Origin of the sequence: Streptomyces sp. NPDC003077, from assembly GCF_040611095.1 — a bacterium.
GTDB lineage: Bacteria > Actinomycetota > Actinomycetes > Streptomycetales > Streptomycetaceae > Streptomyces.
The window spans coordinates 39,390-60,597 of the sequence record NZ_JBEXNM010000010.1; the positions used below are offsets into that span (position 1 = coordinate 39,390).

Genomic DNA, 21,208 nt, shown 5'->3' on the forward strand with positions numbered 1-21,208 from the left:
GGCCGGACCGGTGAGCATGGCGGCGTACGGAGTCGTCCGACTGCTCGACCAGCAGCGGGGGCCGGGGTTCGCCTGGTCGCTGAGCCATCTGTTCTTCCTGGCCGGGGTGGTGCTGTTCGGGCCGATCCTGTTCCGGATGCGCGGTGTGGCCGCTCGGTACGGAGCGAGGCAGCGGGCCATCGCCACGGTGGGCGCGGCGCTGGGAACGGTGGGCGTGCTGGCCGTGGCGGTGCAGGCGGGCATCGATCTGGTGGCCGGGTTCCTGGCCTCGGACAAGGCCGAGATGCGGGAGACCTTCGCCTGGGTCAAGAGCCACCCGGGCGTGGAACCGGTGATCTACACGGTGGTACCGGTCCTCTTCTACGTCGGTGTCCTCGCCCTGCTGGTGCAGCTCGCGTTTCTCCGGGAGGTGAAGGTCTGGCAGCCGTTGGTGGTGCTGGCCGGTACGGCGGGGATGATCGTCACCCTTGACCTGATTCCGGTGTCGGGCCTGTTGTTCTTGCTGGCCCTTGCTCCCTTGCGCCGGTCGCGGTCGCATGGGGTGGCTGCTGGGACGCCGATCGCGTCACGAGGGCGTCCATAGTGCGGGCCTGGACCTCGCGCTCGGTGGCCGCGGTGACGAAGGCGGCGACCCGGCCTGGGCCCACCAGTTCCCGTACGGCGCGGAGGGTGGCGGCAGGCAGGGCCACGGACTCGTCAGTGGGTTGCTCCGTGGGTTCGTCCGTGGCCTCAGCGTCGGTAGGTGCCGGATCGGGCGTGCGCGCGGACGCGGTCGTGGGCACGGTCGTGGGCGTGGGCTGGGTCGGCGCGTGGGGAGTCGTCGGCGTGGGGCGGGCGGTAGGTATGGGTCGGGACATCTCCGTCGAACCGGCCACGGGGGACGGCTCGTCTGTCGCCCTCGGCCCGGCCGCTTCCGGCACACCCGCTCCCTCGGCCCGCGCGGCGGCCTCCGCCTCGCTCGGGCCGACGAGATGGCGGCGCAGGTAGCGGGTGGCCAGGGTGCGCATGGCGCGGGCGAGTTCGGCGTCGACGGTCTGCTGGGCCAGGGGACGCAGGCGGCGGACGAGGGTGGCGGCCTCCTCGGCCTCGGCGTCGCTGGGTGGATGATCGAAGTACGGGTGGAAGACGTACTCGGTGGTGAAGTCCAGGAAACGGGCGGCGATGTGTTCCACCTGGACCCGCAGTTCGCGCAGGTGGCCGGAGATGGCCGGGAGCGGGACGCCGGCGGCGTGGAGCTCGGCGGCGACCGTGAGTTCCTGGGGGCTGGGGACGGTGAACGCGTCCGGGCGTCCCGGCACCGGCTCAAGGATTCCGAGCTCGACGGCGTCGGCCACGGCCACGTCGTCGGGGGCGCCGCCGAACCGGGCCGCCAGTTCGGCGCGGGTGATGCGGGACGCCTGTTCGTCGCTCCAGGGGCCGTCCAACTCCGCGACCAGCCCGAGGATCCCGTCGAGTCCGCGCCCGGCGTCCCAGGCCGCGAGGAGTTCCTTGATGCTGGCGAGGGTGTAGCCGCGCTCCAGGAGTTCGGCGATCTGCCGCAGCCGGGTCAGGTGGGTGTCGCCGTAGACGTTGGCCCGACCACGGCGCTCGGGCTTGGGGAGGAGGCCGCGGTCTTGGTAGGCGCGAATCGTCCGGACGGTCGCACCGCTGCGGTGGGCCAGTTCCTCGATGCGGTACTCGGGTGGGGACGGATCCTGCGGAACGGGGACGTCCGCCGCGGCTTCCGGGTCCGCCAGGCCCTCCAAACGCTCCGAGCCCGCCAGACCTCCTGTTCCCGCCAGACTTCCTGTGCCCGTTGGGCCACCTGTCCCCGTCGGGTGCGGTGGGTGCGACTGCTCGGTCAATGTGCTGCTCCTTACGAGATGGCCGCTCGCCCGCGGCCCCGGCGTGGGGCAGGTGGCCGGTAGCGCGCCGGGTGGGCGACGGCCGTGCGCGGTGACCCGGCCTGCGGGGGATGGTACGACCGCTGCGAACGGCGGGATATGGCCGTGGGATGTGGCCGCGCCGGGCTCGTGCCGACTACGGCCCCTGGTGACGCCAGGTACGGGCCTCCCGGCTCGCGTCGGCTCCACCCGTGCCGGACGCAGGCCAGGCCGCGCCCGAGGGCTTGGTTCGTGTGGGCTGTGGGCAGGCCTGGCCCTCCGGTTGTAGGCGTCCCGGGTCGCGTCGGTTACGGGTCCCGGTCCATGTCGGTCACCCGCGAGGCCGGGTCACTCCAGGCCGCGCCCGTGGGCCCCGTCCCCAGCCACGGGCACCCCGCCCCACGCGCCAGCCCCACCCGTACGGCGGCGCCTGCCGAGCCACCCCGCCCCCGGCCCGCACCACCCGACAGCCGCCCGCCCCTCACCGCGGCGACAGCCGCCCCTCACCACGTCAGCCGCCTCCCCCACGCCGACAGCCGCCCCTTGGCGGGACCACGCCGATGAACCCACCTCTTGGCGAGACCGCACCGATGGACCCAGCCCCCTACAACCGCGGCTCCACTCTCGCCAGCGCCCGCAGCGCACGCGGAGCGAGCCGGGACAGCACCCGGGCGGCGCGTGCCTCGGGCGTGACGGGGACCACCGCCTGGTTGCGGGCGACGGCGCGCAGGACGGCCGTGGCGACCTTCTCCGGCGGGTAGGCCCGTCGGCCGTACAGGCGTGCCGCACCGGCCTGGCGGCGCTTCTCCTCGTCCGCCGAGACGCCCACGAACCGGGCGGACGTGGTGATGCCGGTGTTGACGATGCCGGGGCAGATCGCGGAGACCCCGATGTCCCGCCCGGCCAGCTCCGCCCGCAGGCTCTCGCTCAGCATCAGGACGGCGGCCTTCGAGGCCCCGTAGGCGGGCAGCACGCGGGAAGGCTGGTAGGCCGCCGCGGACGCGACGTTGACGATGTGGCCGCCCTGCCCGCGTTCGGCCATTCGCCGCCCGAAGGCCCGGCAGCCGTGGATGACGCCCCACAGGTTGACGTCCAGGACCGCCCGCCAGTCCTCGGACGTGGTGTCCAGGAAGGCGCCGGACAACCCGATGCCCGCGTTGTTGACCAGCACGTCGACCACGCCGTACTCCGCGGTGACGGTGTCGGCGAGCTTCTCCACGGCGGCCTCGTCGGTGACGTCCACCGTCTGGGCCCAGGCCTGCGGCGCGCCGATCAGGCGGGCGAGTTCGGCGGTGCGCGCGGCGCCCTCGGCGTCCCGGTCCACCGCCACCACTCGCGCCCCGGCCTCCGCGAAGGCGAACGCCGTCGCCCGCCCTATGCCGCTCGCCGCGCCGGTGACCAGCACCAATCGGCCGCCGAAGCGGTCCGCGTAAGGGGCGTCGGCCACCAGGGGACGGGCCGGGTCGCCCTCCTCCTTGGCGGTGACGAAATCGCCGATCCACGCCACGAGTTGGTCGGGACGGGTGCGTGGCACCCAGTGCTTGGCGGAGATCGTGCGGCGCACCAGGTGCGGCGCCCACTGCTCCAGGTCGTCGTAGAGCCGCTGGGAGAGGAAGGCGTCCCCGGTGGGGGTGATGAGCTGGACCGGGCAGTGGGCGTAGGCGTCGGGACGCGGGTGGCGCAGGCGGTCGCGCACGTTGTCCCGGTAGAGCCAGGCGCCGTGGGCGGCGTCCGTGGCCAGCGTCGCCGCGGGGTGATCGCCGTCCTGGGGCAGCTTCTCGACCCGCCGCATGATCGTCGGCCACCGCTTGCCGAGGGGGCCCTTCCACGCGAGTTCGGGCAGCGCGGGGGTGTGGAGCAGGTAGACGTACCAGGACCGGGCGCTCTGGCCGAGGAACTGCGCGGCGTGGCGCGGGGTGGGGCGGGTCGCGCGCCGTCGGAGCCAGTGGCCGAAGTGGTCCAGGGAGGGGCCGGACATCGACGTGAAGGAGGCGATGCGGCCCTCCGTCCGCGAGACGGTGGCGAACTCCCAGCCCTGTACGGAGCCCCAGTCGTGGCCCACCAGATGCACCGGCCGGTCCGGGCTGACGGCGTCCACGACGGCGAGGAAGTCGTCCGTCAGCTTCTCCAGGGTGAACCCGCCGCGCAGCGGGACGGGCGCCGTGGAACGGCCGCAGCCGCGCACGTCGTACAGCACCACGTGGAACCGTTCGGCCAGCCCGGGGGCGACCCGGGACCACACCTCCTTGCTGTCCGGGTAGCCGTGCACCAGCACGACCGTCGGCCGGTCCGGATCGCCCAGCTCCGCGACGCTCAGCTCCACCCCGCCCGTGCGCACCCGGCGTTCCCGGGCGTTCCGCAGCCCCGGGTCCGTACCGGGCCGCCGTGTCCGCCCCGCGTCCTCGCCGGACCGGTCGGCTTCCGTCCACTCCCTGGTCATGCGGCTTTCTCCTCCTGCCACCGCCGTACGTGCGGCAGCTCGTCGTCCAGCCAGAAGGCGCTCTCCTCGGGGTCCCGGGAGTCGGTGACGACCAGGATCTCCTCGAACTTGGCGCCGGTCCCCCGGAAACCGAGGTGGGGTTCGACCGCCCACAGGCCCGGCCGCGGTGGGTGGTCGGAGAACCGGTACGGGCTCCAGAGGGGGGACCAGCCTTCGCGGTGGCCGTGCAGGGCGTCCGAGGCCAGGCCCCTGAGCGCCTGAGTGCCGAACCCGAACAGCGTGGCTGACCAGCGGCGCGGGCGGACCCGGTCGACCTTGTGGGCGATCACGCCGAAGGGGTAGGCGCGGTGCCGGTTGGCGTATCCCTGGCGCACCATGAGCCGGTCGACGTCCTGGTAGATCTCGCGCAGGGAGCGGCGCTCGCGCACCTCGCGCAGGATCAGCTCGCGGTGCGCCTCCAGGTCGGCGAGCAGCCGGTCGTGGACCGGGTTGAGGCCCAGGCAGCCGGAGTAGCCGACGTCCGCGGTGTAGCCGTTGTGGACGGGGGCGAGGTCGAGGATGAAGGGCATCCCCGGCTCCAGCGCGCGGTCGGTGGGGAAGAACTGGAGCGGTAACCGGAATCCGGTGAACGCCGTTCGGTCACCGAACCACGCGAACGGCAGGTGGAACCAGTCCCGCACCCCGCGCCCGCGCAGCCACTCCCGCTGCATCCGGGCCGCCTCCCGCTCGGTCACCCCCGGCTTGAGCTGCGCGGCCACCGCCTCCGCGCAGGCGTAGGCCAGCCGCTGCACGTCCCGGAACCCGCGCAGCTCCGCACCACCGAGGCCCCCAGGGACCGCGGGAGCCGCCGCAGACGCCGGCATTGTCGCCGTCGCCGTCGCCGATCCCGCTGCCGATGCCGTAGCCGTTCCCGCTGCCGTTCCCGCCGTTGAGGTCACTTTCGAGCTCATCGCCAACCGCCCGTCCCGTATGCCACCGCGTGCCGCCCGCCGTCCGCGGTACGCCTTGTCGTCGTTCGTCGTCCGCCTTGTCGTCGTCCGCCGCCTGCCGTCCGCCATCCGCAGCCCCCCGCGTCACCGTCCGCCCCGCCGCCCGCCGCCCGCCGCCCGCCACCCGCCGACACCCGCCCGTACCCCGCGCGATCCGACGAACGCCGTACGCGTCCGTAACTTGACACCAACGAATGTGACAATGCCCGGCGGCTGAGTCAAGGCTCGCGCGCGGCCTGTGGATAACTCCCGGCCTCCCGTATCCGCCGTCCTCCTTGCGATCGATGCCGGTAGGCGGCCGTCCCCCACGAAAGGCATCCGTTCCCCACGAGCCGCGCACCCACCCGGCGGCAAGACGTCCGCCCCTCGTGCGTCCGGCACACCACCCCCGACCACCGTTTTTCCATCCCTGATCCCCAACGACCGGCCCGTTGCCAGCCGTTCGCCGCCGCTCACCGCCCCCCATCCCAGGCCCTGTCCCCTACGAGTTCCCGACCAGTTCCCTATGAGTCCCTGACGACCCCCTACGGGCCCGTACGACCGGAGGCGGACCCGTAAACCACCACCAGGTTTGACGCCCGCTGTGGCCCGCGCCACTAGCGTCGAGAGCGTGACTGTGATCGCCACCGAAAGCCTGAGCATGCGGTACCCGAGGGTGACCGCTTTGGACCGGCTCTCCGTCGACATCGGACCCGGCGTCACTGGCCTCGTCGGCGCCAACGGAGCGGGCAAGTCCACCCTGATCAAGATCCTGTTGGGGCTGATCCCCGCGACCGGCGGGAGCGCGAGCGTCCTGGGGCTGGACGTGGCCTCCGAGGGGGGCGCCATCCGGGCGCGGGTCGGGTACATGCCCGAGCACGACTGCCTGCCGCCGGACGTTTCGGCGACCGAACTCGTCGTCCATATGGCGCGCATGTCCGGTCTGCCGCCTGCCGCCGCCCGCGAGCGCACCGCCGACACGCTGCGGCACGTCGGCCTGTACGAGGAGCGGTACCGCCCCATCGGGGGCTACTCGACGGGCATGAAGCAGCGGGTGAAGCTGGCGCAGGCGCTGGTCCACGACCCGCAACTGGTCTTCCTGGACGAGCCGACCAACGGGCTGGACCCGGTGGGCCGGGACGAGATGCTGGCGCTGATCCGCCGGGTGCACACCGACTTCGGGATCTCGGTGCTGGTCACCTCGCACCTCCTGGGCGAGCTCGAACGCACGTGTGAGCACGTCGTCGTCATCGACGGCGGGAAGCTGCTGCGCTCGTCCTCCACCGCGGAGTTCACGCGGAGCACGCCCTCCTTCACGGTCGAGGTGACGGACACCGACGCCCACCCGGACGGTACGGCCGCGCTGCGCGCCGCGCTGACCGCCGCGGGCGTGACGGTGGCCGCCGCCGCCCCGGGCACCGGGAGCGCCGCGTCCCTGGGACCGCAACTGTTCGTGGAGGCCACCGGCGAGGAGACGTACGACCTGGTGCGGGACGCCGTCGCGGAACTCGGCCTCGGCCTGGTCCGCATGGAGCAGCGCCGGCACCACATCTCCGAGATCTTCCACACCGACGACGCGGCCGATGCCGCCGCCCCGCACCCATCCGCCCCGCAAGCCCCCAATCCCGACCCAGATCCCGCCCCCGCCCCGCAAGCATCCGGCCCCGCCCCCGCCATCGCGGGTGCCGCGCGGCCCGACCAGGACGGAGGCGCCCCCGATGCCGCTTGAGTCCCCGAGCGCCGCCGCGTCGGCGCGCAACGTCATCCACAACATCGGCTACCGCCATTACGACGGCCCCCGCCTGGGCCGCGCCTACACCCGCCGCTCGCTGTTCTCGCAGAGCCTGCGCGGCGCGTACGGACTGGGGCGCTCGGCCAAGTCCAAGGTGCTGCCCATGACGCTGTTCGCCGTCATGTGCGTGCCCGCGGTGGTGATCGTCGCGGTGGCGACGACGACCGGAGCCGACCGGCTGCCGGTCTCCTACACCCGGTACGCGATCCTCCTCCAGGCCGTCATCGGGCTCTACCTGGCCGCCCAGGCGCCGCAGTCCGTCTCGCGCGACCTGCGGTTCAAGAGCATGCCGCTGTACTTCTCGCGCCCCATCGAGCGGGTGGACTACGTGGCCGCCAAGTACACGGCGATGGCGAGCGCCCTGTTCGTCCTGACGGCGGCGCCGGTGCTGGTCCTGTATGTGGGCGCGCTGTTGATCAAGGCGGACTTCCTCGAACAGACCAAGGGCATGGCCCAGGGGCTGCTCGGAGTGGCGCTGCTCTCGCTCCTGTACGCCGGGATCGGGCTGGTGATCGCCGCGCTCACGCCGCGCCGGGGGTTCGGCGTCGCCGCCGTCATCGCCGTCCTGACCATCCCCTACGGGGCCGTCAGCGCCGTCCAGGGCATCGCCTCCGTCCAGGGCCGGGAGGAGATCGTCGGGTGGCTCGGCCTGTTCTCGCCCATCTCGCTCATCGACGGCCTGCAGACGAGGTTCCTCGGCGGCACCAGCTCCTTCCCCAACGGCGCGGAGCCGACCGCCGCGGCCGGGTGGCTCTACCTCCTGGTCGTCCTCGTCCTGATCGCGGGCTGCTACGCCCTCCTGATGCGCCGCTACCGGAAGGCCGGGCTGTGACCATCCTGACCCTCGACCACGTCTCCCGCTGGTTCGGCAACGTCGTCGCCGTCAACGACATCTCCATGCGCGTCGGCCCGGGCGTCACCGGGCTCCTCGGCCCCAACGGCGCGGGGAAATCCACCCTCATCAACATGATGGGCGGGTTCCTGGCACCCTCCAACGGGAGCGTCACCCTCGACGACCGCACCATCTGGCGCAACGAGACGATCTACCGCGAGATCGGCATCGTCCCCGAACGCGAGGCGATGTACGACTTCCTCACCGGCCGCGAATTCGTCCTGGCCAACGCCCGGTTGCACGGGCTGGGCCGGGCGGCGGCGGCCAAGGCGCTGGCCACCGTGGAGATGGAGTACGCGCAGGACCGCCGGATCTCCACGTACAGCAAGGGCATGCGGCAGCGCGTGAAGATGGCCTCAGCGCTCGTCCACGAGCCGTCCGTCCTGCTGCTGGACGAGCCGTTCAACGGCATGGACCCGCGCCAGCGGATGCACCTGATGGACCTGCTGCGGCGCATGGGGCAGGAGGGACGGACCGTCCTGTTCTCCTCCCACATCCTCGAAGAGGTCGAGCAACTCGCCGCGCACATCGAGGTGGTGGTGGCCGGGCGGCACGCCGCCTCCGGGGACTTCCGCCGGATCCGCCGCCTGATGACGGACCGCCCGCACCGCTACCTCATCCGGTCGGACGACGACCGGGCGCTGGCCGCGGCCCTGATCGCCGATCCCTCCACGTCCGGCATCGAGGTGGACCTCCAGGAAGGCGCGCTGCACGTCCAGGCCGTGGACTTCGGCCGCTTCACCGCCCTCCTGCCGCGCGTCGCCCGCGACCACGGCATTCGCCTCCTGACGGTCTCGCCTTCGGACGAGTCGCTGGAGTCGGTCTTCTCCTACCTCATAGCGGCCTGAGTGAGGCCGGAAACGCACAGCGGCCTGAGTGTGGGGCCGGAAACTCACAACGGCCTGAGTACGAGGCCGGAAAGGAGCCCAGACGCGATGTCCGCGCCGTCCTCGCCCATGCCGTCCGCCCTGGCCGCGCCTGTGGCGTCGCCCCTGTTCAACCCCACCGTCGCCCGGCTCACCTACCGCGGCGTCCTCGGGCGGCGGCGCGCGCTGATCCTCTTCGCGCTGCCCGTCCTCCTGGTCGTCATCGCCATCGCCGTACGGGCGCTGACCGGCGCCGACGACACCACCGCCCGCGAGATCCTGGGCAGCTTCGCACTCGCGACGATGGTGCCGCTGATCGGCGTCATCGCCGGCACGGGCGCGATCGGTCCGGAGATCGACGACGGATCGGTGGTCTACCTGCTGGCCAAGCCGGTGCGGCGGTTCTCGATCGTCTTCACCAAGCTCGTGGTGGCGATCGGCGTGACGGCCGTCTTCTCCGCCGTTCCCGTGCTCGTCGCCGGCTACATCCTGAACGACAACGGCGGGCAGATCGCCGTGGCGTACGCGATTGCCGCAGCCGTCGCCTCGGTGGCCTACGCCGCCCTGTTCCTCTTCTTCGGCACGATCAGTCGGCACGCCGTGGTCTTCGGCCTGATCTACGCGCTGGTGTGGGAGTCGCTGTTCGGCAGCCTGGTCTCCGGGGCGCGGGCGCTGAGCATCCAGCAGTGGGCCCTCTCGCTCGCCGAGAAGATCGCCGGCCCGGGCAGCGGCATCACGTCCGAGGTGGGGCTGCCGGTGGGCATGGCCCTGCTGGCGGTCGTCACGGTGGCCGCCACTTGGTACGCGGGGCGGCGGCTGAAGGGGCTGACGTTGGCGGGGGAGGAGTAGGAGGACGGGGTCGAGGCCGTTTTCGGGCGGGCGGTGCCATCCGGGGAGGGTGGGGCCGCCCGTCGGAGTGTGGGGTGTGCGGGCGGTATCGAGGCTCGCGGCTGTCCATGAGGTTTGCGATCGCTGACGAGATTTGCGAACGCTTACGAGGTCTGCGAACGCTCACGAGGTCTGCGAACACTTACGAGGGTGCCGAGGAGCGGTCCGTAAGGTGACGCGGGTGATCAGACCCGCTTCCTTGTCGACGGCCGAATTGGTGCACCACCGCGACGGGCACCCGGAACGGCCCTGGCCCGCACTCCTGTGGCGGGCCGGGCCCGGTTGGCGCATGATCTCCAGCGCTGTGCTGGGCGGCGGCCTGGGCGAGCGCTCCTGGGTGCTCAACGCGCAGGTGGGGCACGGTTACGCGCGCCGCGATCCGGACGCGCACCTGGCCGCCATCGCCGCGGCGGCCGGCGCCGAGGGGCCCGGGGTGGGCCTGATGACCGCCGCCGATGTGCCGGGCACCCGTTCGTACGCGGTCGACGGCGGGGCGGAGGCGCTGGTCACCGCGGGGATCGGGATATCCGGGTGGGCCGCCGTCCCGGCGGAGGCGCGGGTTCCGGCGCACTCCGGGCCCGGCACCATCAACATCCTGGTCGCCCTGCCGGTCCCGCTGTCCGACGCGGCGCTGGTCAACGCGGTCGCCACGGCCACCGAGGCGAAGGTGCAGGCGCTCCTGGAGCACGGGCACGACGCGTCCGGGACGCCGACCGACGCGGTGTGCGTGGCGGCCCGGGCGCCCCGGGGCGGCGAGCCGGTGGAACGGTTCGCCGGTCCCCGCTCCCTCTGGGGCGCCCGCCTGGCCCGCGCCGTCCACCGCGCCACCTTGCGGGCGGCGGCTTTGGACGGGACGCGGACGGCGGCTTCGAACGGGGAGGGCGCGGGGGCGGGGCCATGGGCCGAGGCGGACGAGGTGGAGGGGCCGGACCGGGTGGCGGCGGGCGGGTGAGCGCACGGCCGTCTGCCTGCCGTCTGCCTGCCGTCGGCCCGTAACCCGCTCGGCGGCCATCGGCCCGTAAACCGTTTGCCGACCCGTAAACCGTCCGCCGGTCCGTAACCCGCTCGCCGACCGTCGGCTCGTAATCCGCTCGCCGTCCGCTGTCCCGTAACCCGCCTGTCCCGCCCGGGCTCAGGACGCCGTCGTGCCGATCCGCCGGTCGCGGCCCGCGCCCATGCCGAGGAGCGCCAGGCCTGCGCACACCACCAGCAGCAGCACGATCGGCACCGTCCACCCGCCGGTCGCCTGGTGCACCGCGCCCAGGACCAGCGGCCCGGCGGCGGCCAGCAGGTAACCCCAGGTCTGGGCCATGCCGGAGAGGCGGGCGGCGGTGTGCGCGTCACCGGAGCGCAGCACCATCATGGTCAGCGCCAGGCCAAGCGCGCCGCCCTGCCCCACGCCCACCAGGACGGCCCACAGCCAGGCCCCGGCGACCGGCGCCACCAGCAGGCCCACCACGCCGCACGCCATGAGCGCCGACACCGCCACGGCCAGCAGGCGCTGGCGGCGCATCCGCCCGGCGAGCATCGGCACCACGAACGACCCGGATGCCTGCACCAGCGTGCTGAAGGCGAAGACGAGGCCCGCCTCGCCCTTGCTCATCCCGTGGTCGGTGAAGATGGCCGGCATCCAGGCGATCATCACGTACGCCACCAGGGACTGCGATCCCATGAACAGCGTGACCTGCCAGGCCAGCGCCGAACGGCCCAGCCGCGGCCCGTCCTGCGCCGTCCCCGGCGCGGGCGTCGCGGCGGCCTGGCCGTGCCGGGTGCCGCGGCGGGCGAGCACCGCCTGCGGGACCCACACCACGGCGGCTATCGCGGCGAGCAGCGCCCACGACACGAGGGAACCCTGCCAACCGCCGAGCGCGTTCTCCAGCGGCACGGCCGAGGCCGCCGAGACCGTCGCGCCCAGGATCATCGCCGTCGAGTACACGGCCGTCATGGAGGCGGCCTTCTCCGGGAAGTCCCGCTTGATCAGCCCCGGCATCAGCACGTTGAGCAGGGCGATCGCCGCGCCGACCACCGCGCACCCGCCGAACAGCGCGGCCACCGGCGGCGCGACGCGCAGCACGATTCCCGCGCAGAGCAGCACCAGCGTGCCGCACAGCACCAGTTCGGTGCCCCAGCGGCGGGCCAGTCGCGGCGCGGCGATCGAACCGAGCCCCATGAAGATCAACGGGATGGTGGTGACCAGGCTGCTCGCGGTCGAGGAGAGGTGGAAGTGCGCGCTGATCTCGCTGACCAGCGGAGATACACCGGCCAGGGCCGCCCGCATGTTGAGCGCCGCCAGCACGATGCCGGCCATCAGGAGGGCCGGGTGCGCGCGCAGCCGACGGCGGGCAGCGGCGACCTGCGGCGCCGGTGTCAGGTCCTCCTCGGCGTCGATCAGCGGTGCTTCGGATCTGGGCCCTGTCATGGGTACGTTCCTCTCCGGTCGTGCGGTGGTGCGGTTGTGGGGTGGCGGTGGTGTGGGGGACGGCGGGGAGCGAGGCCGTAGGGGACGACCCAGGGGGTCCAGCAGGAATCCAGTAGGGGCCCACCCAGGGCTTCACCGACCGGAGCTGTGCCGCGGCCGTTCCCGTAGGGGCCGTTCCTGTAAGGGCCGTTCCCGTAAGGGGTCGTCTCGGGGTCGCTGCCGCCGGACGGGCGGGCCTGCCGGGACCCGGCCCCGTACGGGCTCGTCCGGTCAGGACTCCTGCGGGGCCCTCGAATCCCCTAGGGGCGCGCACGCGTCGTCGGAAAGCCAGAGGGCCAGAGATCCAGAGATCCAGAGACGAAGGTCTGGCCCCCGTACGGCGCCGCCACAAGGGCATACGGACGCGGGCACAGACCCGTCACCGTCCCCCCGATCCCCCCGTAAGGGCGACAAGGAGCGACACGAGGGGCCGGAGCCATAAGGGGCCCCGGCGCACCCCGGCCGGTCGCGGAGCGAAGCGGGCGTCAGCGTTCTCAGCGGTCCCCGAGCAAGGCCTCCACCGCCCGTTTCGGTTTCTCCAGCAGCGCCCGTGTGGCGCGGTCCGCGGCCTCCGCGTCACCGGAGGCGATGGCCTCCAGGACGGCGCGGTGGTCGCCGTGCAGGATGCGGGGCATCTCCCGGTCCCCGAGCGAGGAGACCAGCGTCTCCCGCACGGAACTGCTGAACCACTCGTACGTCGCCGTCAGCGCCGTGTTGTGCGCCGCCTCGACGACCGCCTTGTGGAAGGCGATGTCGTGGTCCGCGTACAGCTCCAGCGTGCTCTCCAGGGGCTCGCCGTCGGCGTCCTCCAGGGCGACCTGCGCGTCCAGTGCCGCGCGCATCCGCTCCAGGTCCTCCGGTTCGTGGCGCAGCGCCGCCAGCCGGGCGGCCTCCGCCTCCAGGGCGATCCGCAGTTCCAGGACGTCGCGGACGCCGGCCCGCCGGACCCCGCGCATGATGTCGCCCGGGTCGGCGGTGGACACCACGAAGGTCCCCTCGCCCTGGCGCGAGCGCAGCAGCCCGGCGTGGACGAGCACCCGTACGGCCTCGCGGACGGTGTTGCGGCCCACCTCCAGCTGCTCGGCGAGCGCGTGCTCGGTGGGGATGCGCTCCCCGACCTTCCACTCCCCGGCGGCCAATTGGGCGCGCAGCGCGTCCACCACCGTGTCCACCAGGGATTGCCGCCCCGCCGCCCGCAGTGCCATCGCCGTCCGTCCTCCGTCTTCCGCGTGTTCGCCGGTTCCTGTCCGGTACGCCGGATCGCCCTGTGGCGCTCAGGCCAGTCGCCCGGTTGCCCAGTCATCCTACAAATACTGGCTGTAGGCTACACGAAATCCGACCGGAGGAGCCAGAGGTGCCTGTGGGAGAGGGAGAAGGGGCGGCCCCCTCGGAGGCCGCCCCGAGCCTCTGACGGACGCCCTGTGGGGGAACGCCCTACGGCCGCCCCACGGACGCCCCGCGGCGCCCGCCAGCTCGCCCTCAGAGCCCCACATCCCTCCCCTGGATGTCCGCCAGCGACTCCCGGCGGACGAGCAGCCTCGGCCGGCCGTCCGCGACCGCGACCACCGGCGGGCGGCCCACCAGGTTGTACCCGGAGGCCATCGACAGGTGGTACGCCCCGGCCACCGGCACCGCGATCAGGTCCCCCGGGCGGACGTCCCCGGGAAGCCGGACGTCCGCCGCGACCACGTCACCCGCCTCGCAGTGGCGGCCGACCACGGTCACCGGCGCGGGCGCGGCGGACGAGCGGCGCCCCACCAGCCGGGGCGCGTAGCGCACCCCGTAGAGCGCCGGGCGGGGGTTGTCGCTCATCCCGCCGTCCACCGCCACGAACGTCAGGTCGCCGGTCCGCTTGACGGTCAGCACCCGATAGACGACGACGCCCGCGGGCCCCACCACGGCGCGTCCCGGCTCCACGGTGAGGCGCGGCACCGGCAGCCCGGCGGCGGCGCAGCTCACCAGCAGTTCGGCCCGCACTTTGGCGCCGAGGGCGGCGATGTCCAGGGCCGGTTCGCCGGGCCGGTAGGCGACGCCGTGGCCGCCGCCGATGTCGAGCTGGCGCAGGGTGACGCCGTGCTGCTCGCGGATCCGCGCCAGCAAGCCCACCAGCCGCCGCACGGCCGCGAGGTACGGCTTGACGGTGGTGATCTGCGAGCCGATGTGGCAGTGCAGCCCGACGAGTTCCAGGCGCGGCTGCCCCAGGACGCGCGCCACCGCGTGCTGCGCCGACCCGTCCGCGATCGACAACCCGAACTTCTGGTCGTCCGTCCCCGTACGGATCTTGACGTGCCCACCGGCCGTGATCCCGGGGACGACCCTGACGAGGACGCGCTGCCGGCTGCCGGGCGGCAGCGCGGCGGCCAGCCGGGCGATCTCCGAGGTGCTGTCGATGACGATCCGCCCGACGCCCAGCCGCAGCGCGGCCTTCAGGTCCTCCGGGCTCTTGGCGTTGCCGTGGAGCACGATGCGGTCGGGCGGGAAGCCGGTGGCGACGGCGAGTTCGAGCTCGCCGGCCGAGCACACGTCCAGGCCCAGCCCCTCTTCGCGCACCCAGTGGGCCATCGCCCGGCACAGGAACGCCTTGGCGGCGTAGAGGACTTCCCCCTCCGGGAAAGCCCCCAGGTAGGCGCGGCAGCGGCGGCGCACCTCGTCCTCGTCCAGGACGTAGGCGGGCGTCCCGAAGCGTTCGGCGAGCGCGGTGAGGGGCACGCCCCCTATGGCGAGGTCGTCGTCCGGGAGGAGGGCGGCGGACGCGGGCCACACGGAGAGGTCGTCGGGCAGCGCGCGGGCGGCGCCGGACGGGGCCGGGCCGCTGGTGGTGACGGTCATGATCGGTTCCTCGCCCCTTCTCAGACGGCGCGCAGGTGACGAACGGGCGGGACGCCGGTGCCGAGCAGGCCCGCGCCGGTGGGGAGCCGGGTGGCGTCCGTGGCGGGCCGGGGCGGGGCGTCCGCGGGGAGCGGGCCGTCGGTGGCGGCGAGGTGGGTGGCGGCGGACGCGGGACGCGGGTCCACGGTCAGGACCGAGGCCCCCAGTGGTTCGGCGAGCGCGCGCAGCGCGGGTTCGGCCAGCCGGACCCAGCGGTGCCCGGTGCCGAGGGTGGCGGCGAGCCGCTGGTGGGAGGTGAAACCGACGGCGGTCCGGCCGCCGAGCGGCGTACGGAACAGGCGGGCCGTCCACCCCGCGGGACCCGGCCGGACGGGGACGAACAGAGGCCCGGCCGGGACGCGTTCGGCAGGCTCGGGATCTTCCGGATGCGGATTCTCGGACACGGTACGACTCCTCGTACGGAGAGCGGCCCCGGACTGGCTGCGAGAAGGCGCCGGGGCTCGTCCCGACGGTATGCCCGAGTGCCCCACGAGCCCCGCTCGCCCTGACGCGTTGTTGACGGGGCGTCCACGGGCCTTGACGATATGCCGACGCGGAGTGGCGCGTGGGGCGGATGGGACGTAATGAGCCATGCGGGGAGGGTGGCGGGGCATCACCCTTGAGGGTGACGCATGAGCGGTGCGGGAGGCGTGGGGGAGCGCCGTCCCGTAAGGGCGCGCGGGGCGCTACGGGGGCGTACGGGTGCGACCCCTACGGGCACGGCCACCTACGGATACGCCCTACGGGCACGTGCCCCTACTGGTGCGGCCCTTGCGGGCATCTGCCCCTACTGGTGCGGCCCTTACGGGCCGGGCAAGAACCCCTACGGATACGCACCTAGGGATACACACCCACGGATACGCCCCCACGGATACGCCCCTACGGATACGCCCCTTACGGGCCCACACGCGATCAGCGGCGGCGAGGACCGCGCCCGTAGGGGCATCCCGGCAACTCCGCGCCCCTGCCGACCTACGCCCCTTCCCGCAGGCACGCGTTCACCGTCTCCGCGAACTCCACGGCCACCGGGCTCAGCGCCGCCCACTGCCGTACGGCCCACCCGGCCGCGAGCGGTGGCAGCGACGGGATGGGGACCAGCCGAAGCGTCGGGTGGGCCTCCTCCCGCCAGCCCGGGAGCCGGGGGACCACCGCGTGCCCCACGCCCAACTCGGCGAGCAGCAGGGCGGTGTCCCAGTCGGCCACGCTGGCGGTGCCGGCCGTCCCGTCGACATTGGGGGCAGCGACGCCGGGCGGGGTGATGGCGGACGGCCTGGAGGAGGCGACCGGGGCGGGGACCCCGGAACGGGCAGCGGGGACTCCGGTAGGAGCGGCGGGCGTTCCGGAAGCGGCAGCGGACGGTGCGGAAACGGGGGAGGAGGCGGGCGTTCCGGAGGCGGCGATAGGGGCGTGCCTCCCGGAAAGACGCGCCGATCCAGGCATGCCCCGGCCATCGGCCGGCTCCTGCCGCCACAAGTGCCCGTCCAACCGCATCCGGGAGGTCGAATCCTCCGGCAGGCGAATGTGCGGGATGCGGGCCAGTTCGGCGGGTTCGATACGGGCGCGGGCGGAGAGCGGGTCGTCGGTCCGTACGGCCAGCACCCAGGGGAGTTCCATTACGGGATGCTGCTCGATGCCCCGTACAGGCGGGCCGATGGTGATCCAGGCCAGTTCGGCGGTGCCGTCGGCGACGGCGGTGAAGCAGCGGCGGCTCGAATTCTCGGTGTGGAATTCGAGGTTCACCTTCGGATGCCGCCGCCGGAAGTCGACCACGGCGGTCGACAGGAAGTGCCGGACGGTGGTGGCCCCGGTGGTGATGCGCAGGGTCCCGCCGTGCCCCGCCCGCATGTCGGCCAGGTGGCGAAGCGCCAGGTCCAGGCCGCTGATCGAGTCCGCCGCCGCGCGGCGCAGCACCCGGCCGGCCTGCGTGGGGGCCACCCCGCGCGGTCGGCGTTCCAGCAGGTCCATGCCCGTCTCGCGTTCCAGGCGTTTGATGCGCTGGCTCACCGCCGACTGGGTGCACCCCAGGTCTCGGGCCACGGCACTGAGGCTGCCCGCGTCGCACACGGCGACGAAGGCGCGAAGGTCGTCAAGGGTCACCAACCCAAGCTATTGCTCGGGGATATGGAAGAAAACCCGCGGATTGACTTGGGGTTCGGCGCGGACGACGATCGAGTCGGGGCCGGAACCCGAGAACCCGGCCCCGGGCCCAGGGCGGCCACCCGGAACCGGCACGGCGCCGATCGGTTCCGGGGGCCGACCCACACCGTGCCGTCAGAGGGCGCCAAGCCGCTCGAAGGGGACGAACGCGGATGACCACGCCCGCCCCTTCGTCACTCTTCCAGCCGGTTCACCCTCCGAGCCGGTCCGCGCTCTCAGCCGGTCCGCGCTCCCAGCCGGTTCACGCACCCGACGCGTCGGCCGCCACGGGAGCGTCCGCCACCACAGGCGCCTTCGCACCACCGGCCGGACCGGCGGATTCCGCTCGCCCGGACCCGGCAGCCGCGGGCGTGCCCGGACGCGATCCCGCCGCCCCGGAGCCCCGGACGACCGCCAGGACCAGCAACCCGGCCGCCAGCGCCACGACACCGGCGACCAGCGTCACCCGCTCCAACCCGTGGACGTACGCGACGCGCACCGACAGGCGCGGCGTCTCCTCCAGCGCCCGGGCGAACAGGGTGCCCAGCACGGCGATGCCCAGGGCGTAGCCGAGTTGCCGGAAGGTGTTGACCGCGCCGCTGGCCATGCCCGCCCGCTGCGGCGGGGCCGCGCCGAGCGCCGCCGAGACCAGCACCGGCATGGCCAGGCCGACGCCGAGACCGCTGACGACCAGCCCCAGCACGAGCGTGGCCCAGCTGGAACCGTCGTTCAGCAGCGCGACGTGCAGCAGCGCGCCGGCGCCGACCAGCAGCAGGCCGAGCCCCAGCGGATACTGCGGCGCCGCGCGGTGCAGCAACCGTCCGGCCACCACGCCGACGACCAGCGAGGTGGCAGCCAGCGGCACGATGGCGAGCCCCGCCTGCACCGGGCTCAGGCCCAGCACGTTCTGCGTCCACAGCCCCACATAGGTGAGGTACGGGAACGCCGCCGCCTGAAGGAGCAGCGCGGCCGTCATCAGGACGGCGAAGGACGGGCGGCGCATCAGCGCGAGGTCCAGCAGCGGCTGCCGGGCCCGGCGCTCCACGACGATGAAGACCACCAGGCCCAGCAGCGCCGCCGCGAGCGACACCAGCGTGCCGGTCTCGGTCCATCCCGCGTCACCACCGCGCATCAGCCCGTACGTCAGTGCGCCCGCGCACACGGTGAAGGACACGGCGCCCGGCCAGTCGATGCGCGCCGAGCGGTTGCCGTGCGACTCCTTGACGGTGCGGACCGTGAGCCACACGGCCACGGCAGTGATGGGCAGGTTGACCAGGAAGATGGCCCGCCAGTCCAGGTACTGCGTGAGCAGGCCGCCGAGGACCGGTCCGGCCGCTGCCGCCGCGCCGTTGGTGCCGCCCCAGATGCCGAGGGCCACACCGCGGTCCCGGCCCTGGTAGGCGGCCATCAGGAGCGGGGTGTTGGTGGCGAACATCGCCGCCGCGCCCGCGCCCTGCACCACGCGCGCGACGATCAGGGTGCCCTCGTCGGGCGCCAGACCACACGCGAGGGAGGCGACGGCGAAGATCACGAGGCCGATCACGTACAACCGGCGCCGCCCCAGGAGGTCCGCCGCCGAACCGGCCACCATCAAGAGGGCCGCGAGCGCCAGCGCGTAGGCGTCCATCACCCACTGGAGCGAGGAGAACGAGGCGTGCAGACCGTCCGCCATCCGCGGCAGTGCGGTGTTCACGATCGTGACGTCCACCAGCAACATGAAGTTGCCCAAGGTGATGGCGACCAGCGGCCACCATTTACTGCGCATGACGGATCCTCCGTGGATTTCGGTCGTGGTTCGGGTCGTGGGTCATCGGAAATCGACGGCCGGAACCCCCGAAAGGGAATCGACGATCGAGTGCCGAGGAATAGCCGGGACAGCCGGGAATGGCGGTAAAGCCCCCGCTTCTTCGCGAGCCGGCACCGTGCGGCACGGCTCACCCCAGCGGATCGACGTCGTCGTCGTCCGGGGCCGCCCCCTGCCCGCGGCCGTGAGGAGCGCGGCTGGGAGACCCGGGCGCTCCCTTTCGTCCTCCGGCTGGCTCGGCCGAACAACTGTCCATGGCGGAGGTCCGTACCTCCCAGCCACGCACCGCCGAGCGGCGCGATCCGACACCGGCTAGCCTTCGATGGTGAAAACCGACGGTTTCGACGAGGTGGACCGGCAGCTGGTCCATGCGCTGCAACTCGACGGGCGGGCGCCCTTCAGCCGGATCGCGGCCGTCCTCGGCGTCTCGGACCAGACCGTCGCCCGCCGGTACTCCCGGTTGCGCACCTCCGGACTGATCACGGTCCGCGGGCTGACCGACCCGCTGCGCCTGGGAGAGGTGGAGTGGCTCGTCCGGGTGCAGTGCACGCCCGACGCGGCAGCCGCCGTCGCGGAGGCGCTGGCCAGGCGGCCGGACACCGCGTGGGTCAGTCTGATGTCCGGCGGCACCGAGATCACCGCCGTCTGCCGGGCGACGGGCAGCGGACAGAGCGACGCGTTGCTGCTGCAAAAACTTCCCCGGACCCCCAGCGTGGTCGGCGTCACCGCGCACTGCGTCCTGCACGAGTTCTTCTCCGGGCCGCAGGGCCTCGTCATGAAACTGGGCGCGCTGAGCGACGAACAGGTCGAGTCGCTGCGCGGCCCGGTGCCGACCGCACCCCGCGGCGGCCCGGGCGCGGACGGGGCCCTCGGGGAGGCCGTGGTCCTGGAGGGCGACGGTCCGACGACGAAAGACCCCGGAGCGCCTGCGGAGCCCGGAACGCCCGCAACGCGGGGAACACCTCCGGAGCCCGGTGACCCGGAGCCCCCCGCTCCCGGTTTCCCCGACCCCGCTCAGCCCCCCGCCCTCTCCCCCGCCGACGGGCGGCTGCTGGACGTGCTCGCGCAGGACGGGCGGACAGGGTTCGCGGAGCTTGCGGGCGCCACTGGGTGGTCCCAGTCCACCGTCCGGCGCCGGATGGCCGAACTGCGCGCGAGCGGGGTCCTCTATTACGACGTGGACTGCGACTCGCGGATCTTCGGAATGGGCGTCATGGTCGCCCTGTGGCTCTCGGTCGCGCCGGCCGATCTCGCCGAGGCGGGGGAGGCGCTGGCGGCCCACCCCGAGGTCGCCTTCGCCTGCGCGACCACCGGGCCCAACAACCTCTTCGCCTCTCTTGTGTGCCCCGACGTCCGCTCGCTCTACACGTACCTGACCACCCGGGTCGCCGCGCTGCCCGGCGTCCGGCACATGGAGTCCTCGCCGCTGATCCGGCGGGTCAAGGGAGCCGGCCCGATCGGCTCCGCGTCCCCCGCCACCCGGCCGGTGATCTCCCCCCTGGCCAAGTCGCCGGCCACGCCTTCCGCCCGCCCCTCGCCGACGGGGCGCCGCCGATGAAACCGGTGCTCCCCAGCCGCCTGCCGGACGTCCGGGCCTGGGTCCGCTCGGCTCCCGGTACGCACATCTGGCTACTGATCATCGGCATCACCAGCCTGGTCATCGCCGGTGCGACCGAGGGGCTGGAGGACTTCCTGCTGCACCGCACCAGCAGCAACATCCACGAGCTCGACGAGCACCCCGTCTCGGCCCTGCTGATCAGCGGCTTCTGGATCGAGCGGCCGAGATCCTTCCTGCTGTACGTGGTCCTCTTCGAACTCGTCCACGCCAACGTGGAGCGCTGGCTGGGCACCGCCCGCTGGCTGCTCCTGGTCTGCGTGGCCCACGTCGCGGCGACGCTCATCAGCCAGGAGATCGTCCTGCTCGCCATCGAGGGGCGCCAGCTCCCCCGATCCATGGCCCACGTCGTGGACATCGGTGTGTCCTACGGACTGGCGGCGGCGGCCGGGGCGCTCACCTACCGCGTCCCCACCCCTTGGCGCTGGCCCTACCTCGTCGCACTGCTCCTCTTCTTCGGCGTCCCCCTCGTCAGCGGCGCGACCTTCACGGACTTCGGGCACGCCGTCGCCCTCGCCCTGGGCCTCGCCGCGTGGCCACTGACCCCGGAGGGCGGCCCCACGGCGCGCGGGAGGCCGACGGACGGGTCCTGACGGCCCGATCTCGCCGGGTGGGCGGG

Annotated in this window: 16 protein-coding genes; 7 read left to right on the forward strand and 9 right to left on the reverse strand. The window is 73.3% G+C overall.

Features of this window, described 5'->3' with window-relative positions; translation table 11 throughout:
* Nucleotides 1-461: 461 nt before the first annotated feature.
* From ABZX96_RS09650 to ABZX96_RS09660, 3 genes are all read right to left on the reverse strand, one after another.
* The gene (locus ABZX96_RS09650) at nucleotides 462-1,736 is read right to left on the reverse strand and encodes a MerR family transcriptional regulator (RefSeq protein WP_355540945.1); all 1,275 of its coding nucleotides are present in this window, start codon (nucleotides 1,734-1,736) and stop codon (nucleotides 462-464) included.
* Nucleotides 1,737-2,466: 730 nt separating this feature from the next.
* Nucleotides 2,467-4,302, reverse strand: coding sequence for an SDR family oxidoreductase (locus tag ABZX96_RS09655; protein ID WP_355540642.1), 1,836 nt, complete (start codon nucleotides 4,300-4,302; stop codon nucleotides 2,467-2,469).
* Entirely contained in the window at nucleotides 4,299-5,165 is an 867-nt protein-coding gene (locus ABZX96_RS09660; RefSeq protein ID WP_355540645.1) for a M24 family metallopeptidase, read from the reverse strand. Before ABZX96_RS09660 ends, ABZX96_RS09655 begins: the two co-directional genes overlap by 4 nt.
* A gap of 742 nt (nucleotides 5,166-5,907) precedes the next feature.
* Between ABZX96_RS09660 and ABZX96_RS09665 the strand changes: the two genes are divergently transcribed.
* The 5 genes from ABZX96_RS09665 (at nucleotide 5,908) to ABZX96_RS09685 (ending at nucleotide 10,660) form a co-directional block, all read left to right on the forward strand.
* Entirely contained in the window at nucleotides 5,908-6,999 is a 1,092-nt protein-coding gene (locus ABZX96_RS09665; protein ID WP_355540948.1) for an ABC transporter ATP-binding protein, read from the forward strand.
* Nucleotides 6,989-7,894 (forward strand): ABC transporter permease subunit, encoded by a 906-nt coding sequence (locus ABZX96_RS09670; RefSeq protein WP_355540648.1) that lies wholly within the window; start codon nucleotides 6,989-6,991, stop codon nucleotides 7,892-7,894. Before ABZX96_RS09665 ends, ABZX96_RS09670 begins: the two co-directional genes overlap by 11 nt.
* On the forward strand, nucleotides 7,891-8,802 hold the full coding sequence (locus tag ABZX96_RS09675; RefSeq protein WP_355540651.1) for an ABC transporter ATP-binding protein: 912 nt from the start codon (nucleotides 7,891-7,893) through the stop codon (nucleotides 8,800-8,802). The genes ABZX96_RS09670 and ABZX96_RS09675 overlap by 4 nt, the downstream gene beginning before the upstream one ends.
* 144 nt (nucleotides 8,803-8,946) lie before the next feature.
* Nucleotides 8,947-9,669 carry an ABC transporter permease subunit gene (locus ABZX96_RS09680; RefSeq protein WP_355540951.1) on the forward strand — a complete coding sequence of 241 codons (723 nt, stop codon included), beginning with the start codon at nucleotides 8,947-8,949 and terminating at the stop codon, nucleotides 9,667-9,669.
* Nucleotides 9,670-9,907: 238 nt separating this feature from the next.
* Nucleotides 9,908-10,660 (forward strand): adenosylcobinamide amidohydrolase, encoded by a 753-nt coding sequence (locus ABZX96_RS09685; RefSeq protein ID WP_355540954.1) that lies wholly within the window; start codon nucleotides 9,908-9,910, stop codon nucleotides 10,658-10,660.
* Between the two features lie 180 nt (nucleotides 10,661-10,840).
* Here ABZX96_RS09685 and ABZX96_RS09690 read toward each other — a convergent pair whose 3' ends face one another.
* The 6 genes from ABZX96_RS09690 to ABZX96_RS09715 all read right to left on the reverse strand — a co-directional run bounded on the left by ABZX96_RS09690 (nucleotide 10,841) and on the right by ABZX96_RS09715 (nucleotide 18,935).
* Entirely contained in the window at nucleotides 10,841-12,127 is a 1,287-nt protein-coding gene (locus ABZX96_RS09690) for an MFS transporter (protein ID WP_355540654.1), read from the reverse strand.
* A gap of 533 nt (nucleotides 12,128-12,660) precedes the next feature.
* Nucleotides 12,661-13,371 (reverse strand): FadR/GntR family transcriptional regulator, encoded by a 711-nt coding sequence (locus ABZX96_RS09695; RefSeq protein ID WP_355540657.1) that lies wholly within the window; start codon nucleotides 13,369-13,371, stop codon nucleotides 12,661-12,663.
* Between the two features lie 274 nt (nucleotides 13,372-13,645).
* Nucleotides 13,646-14,995 carry a diaminopimelate decarboxylase gene (lysA, locus tag ABZX96_RS09700; RefSeq protein WP_355540660.1) on the reverse strand — a complete coding sequence of 450 codons (1,350 nt, stop codon included), beginning with the start codon at nucleotides 14,993-14,995 and terminating at the stop codon, nucleotides 13,646-13,648.
* Nucleotides 14,996-15,015: 20 nt separating this feature from the next.
* Nucleotides 15,016-15,438 (reverse strand): SAV_915 family protein, encoded by a 423-nt coding sequence (locus tag ABZX96_RS09705; protein ID WP_355540663.1) that lies wholly within the window; start codon nucleotides 15,436-15,438, stop codon nucleotides 15,016-15,018.
* Nucleotides 15,439-16,006: 568 nt separating this feature from the next.
* Nucleotides 16,007-17,131, reverse strand: coding sequence for a LysR substrate-binding domain-containing protein (locus tag ABZX96_RS09710; RefSeq protein WP_355540666.1), 1,125 nt, complete (start codon nucleotides 17,129-17,131; stop codon nucleotides 16,007-16,009).
* 301 nt (nucleotides 17,132-17,432) lie between these two features.
* Nucleotides 17,433-18,935, reverse strand: a complete 1,503-nt coding sequence (locus ABZX96_RS09715) for an MFS transporter (protein ID WP_355540669.1) — start codon at nucleotides 18,933-18,935, stop codon at nucleotides 17,433-17,435.
* Nucleotides 18,936-19,299: 364 nt separating this feature from the next.
* Here ABZX96_RS09715 and ABZX96_RS09720 point away from each other — a divergent pair, with 364 nt between their 5' ends.
* Entirely contained in the window at nucleotides 19,300-20,532 is a 1,233-nt protein-coding gene (locus ABZX96_RS09720; protein ID WP_355540672.1) for an AsnC family transcriptional regulator, read from the forward strand.
* Nucleotides 20,529-21,182, forward strand: coding sequence for a rhomboid-like protein (locus ABZX96_RS09725; RefSeq protein WP_355540675.1), 654 nt, complete (start codon nucleotides 20,529-20,531; stop codon nucleotides 21,180-21,182). The genes ABZX96_RS09720 and ABZX96_RS09725 overlap by 4 nt, the downstream gene beginning before the upstream one ends.
* Nucleotides 21,183-21,208: the final 26 nt, after the last annotated feature.

What these genes read in the sequence shown, in the direction of transcription:
- ABZX96_RS09655 (WP_355540642.1), bottom strand. Translation starts at nt 4,302, where the DNA reads ATGACCAGGGAGTGGACGGAAGCCGACCGGTCCGGCGAGGACGCGGGG.
- ABZX96_RS09660 (WP_355540645.1), bottom strand. Translation starts at nt 5,165, where the DNA reads ATGCCGGCGTCTGCGGCGGCTCCCGCGGTCCCTGGGGGCCTCGGTGGT.
- ABZX96_RS09670 (WP_355540648.1), top strand. Translation starts at nt 6,989, where the DNA reads ATGCCGCTTGAGTCCCCGAGCGCCGCCGCGTCGGCGCGCAACGTCATC.
- ABZX96_RS09690 (WP_355540654.1), bottom strand. Translation starts at nt 12,127, where the DNA reads ATGACAGGGCCCAGATCCGAAGCACCGCTGATCGACGCCGAGGAGGAC.
- ABZX96_RS09695 (WP_355540657.1), bottom strand. Translation starts at nt 13,371, where the DNA reads ATGGCACTGCGGGCGGCGGGGCGGCAATCCCTGGTGGACACGGTGGTG.
- lysA (WP_355540660.1), bottom strand. Translation starts at nt 14,995, where the DNA reads ATGACCGTCACCACCAGCGGCCCGGCCCCGTCCGGCGCCGCCCGCGCG.
- ABZX96_RS09715 (WP_355540669.1), bottom strand. Translation starts at nt 18,935, where the DNA reads ATGCGCAGTAAATGGTGGCCGCTGGTCGCCATCACCTTGGGCAACTTC.
- ABZX96_RS09725 (WP_355540675.1), top strand. Translation starts at nt 20,529, where the DNA reads ATGAAACCGGTGCTCCCCAGCCGCCTGCCGGACGTCCGGGCCTGGGTC.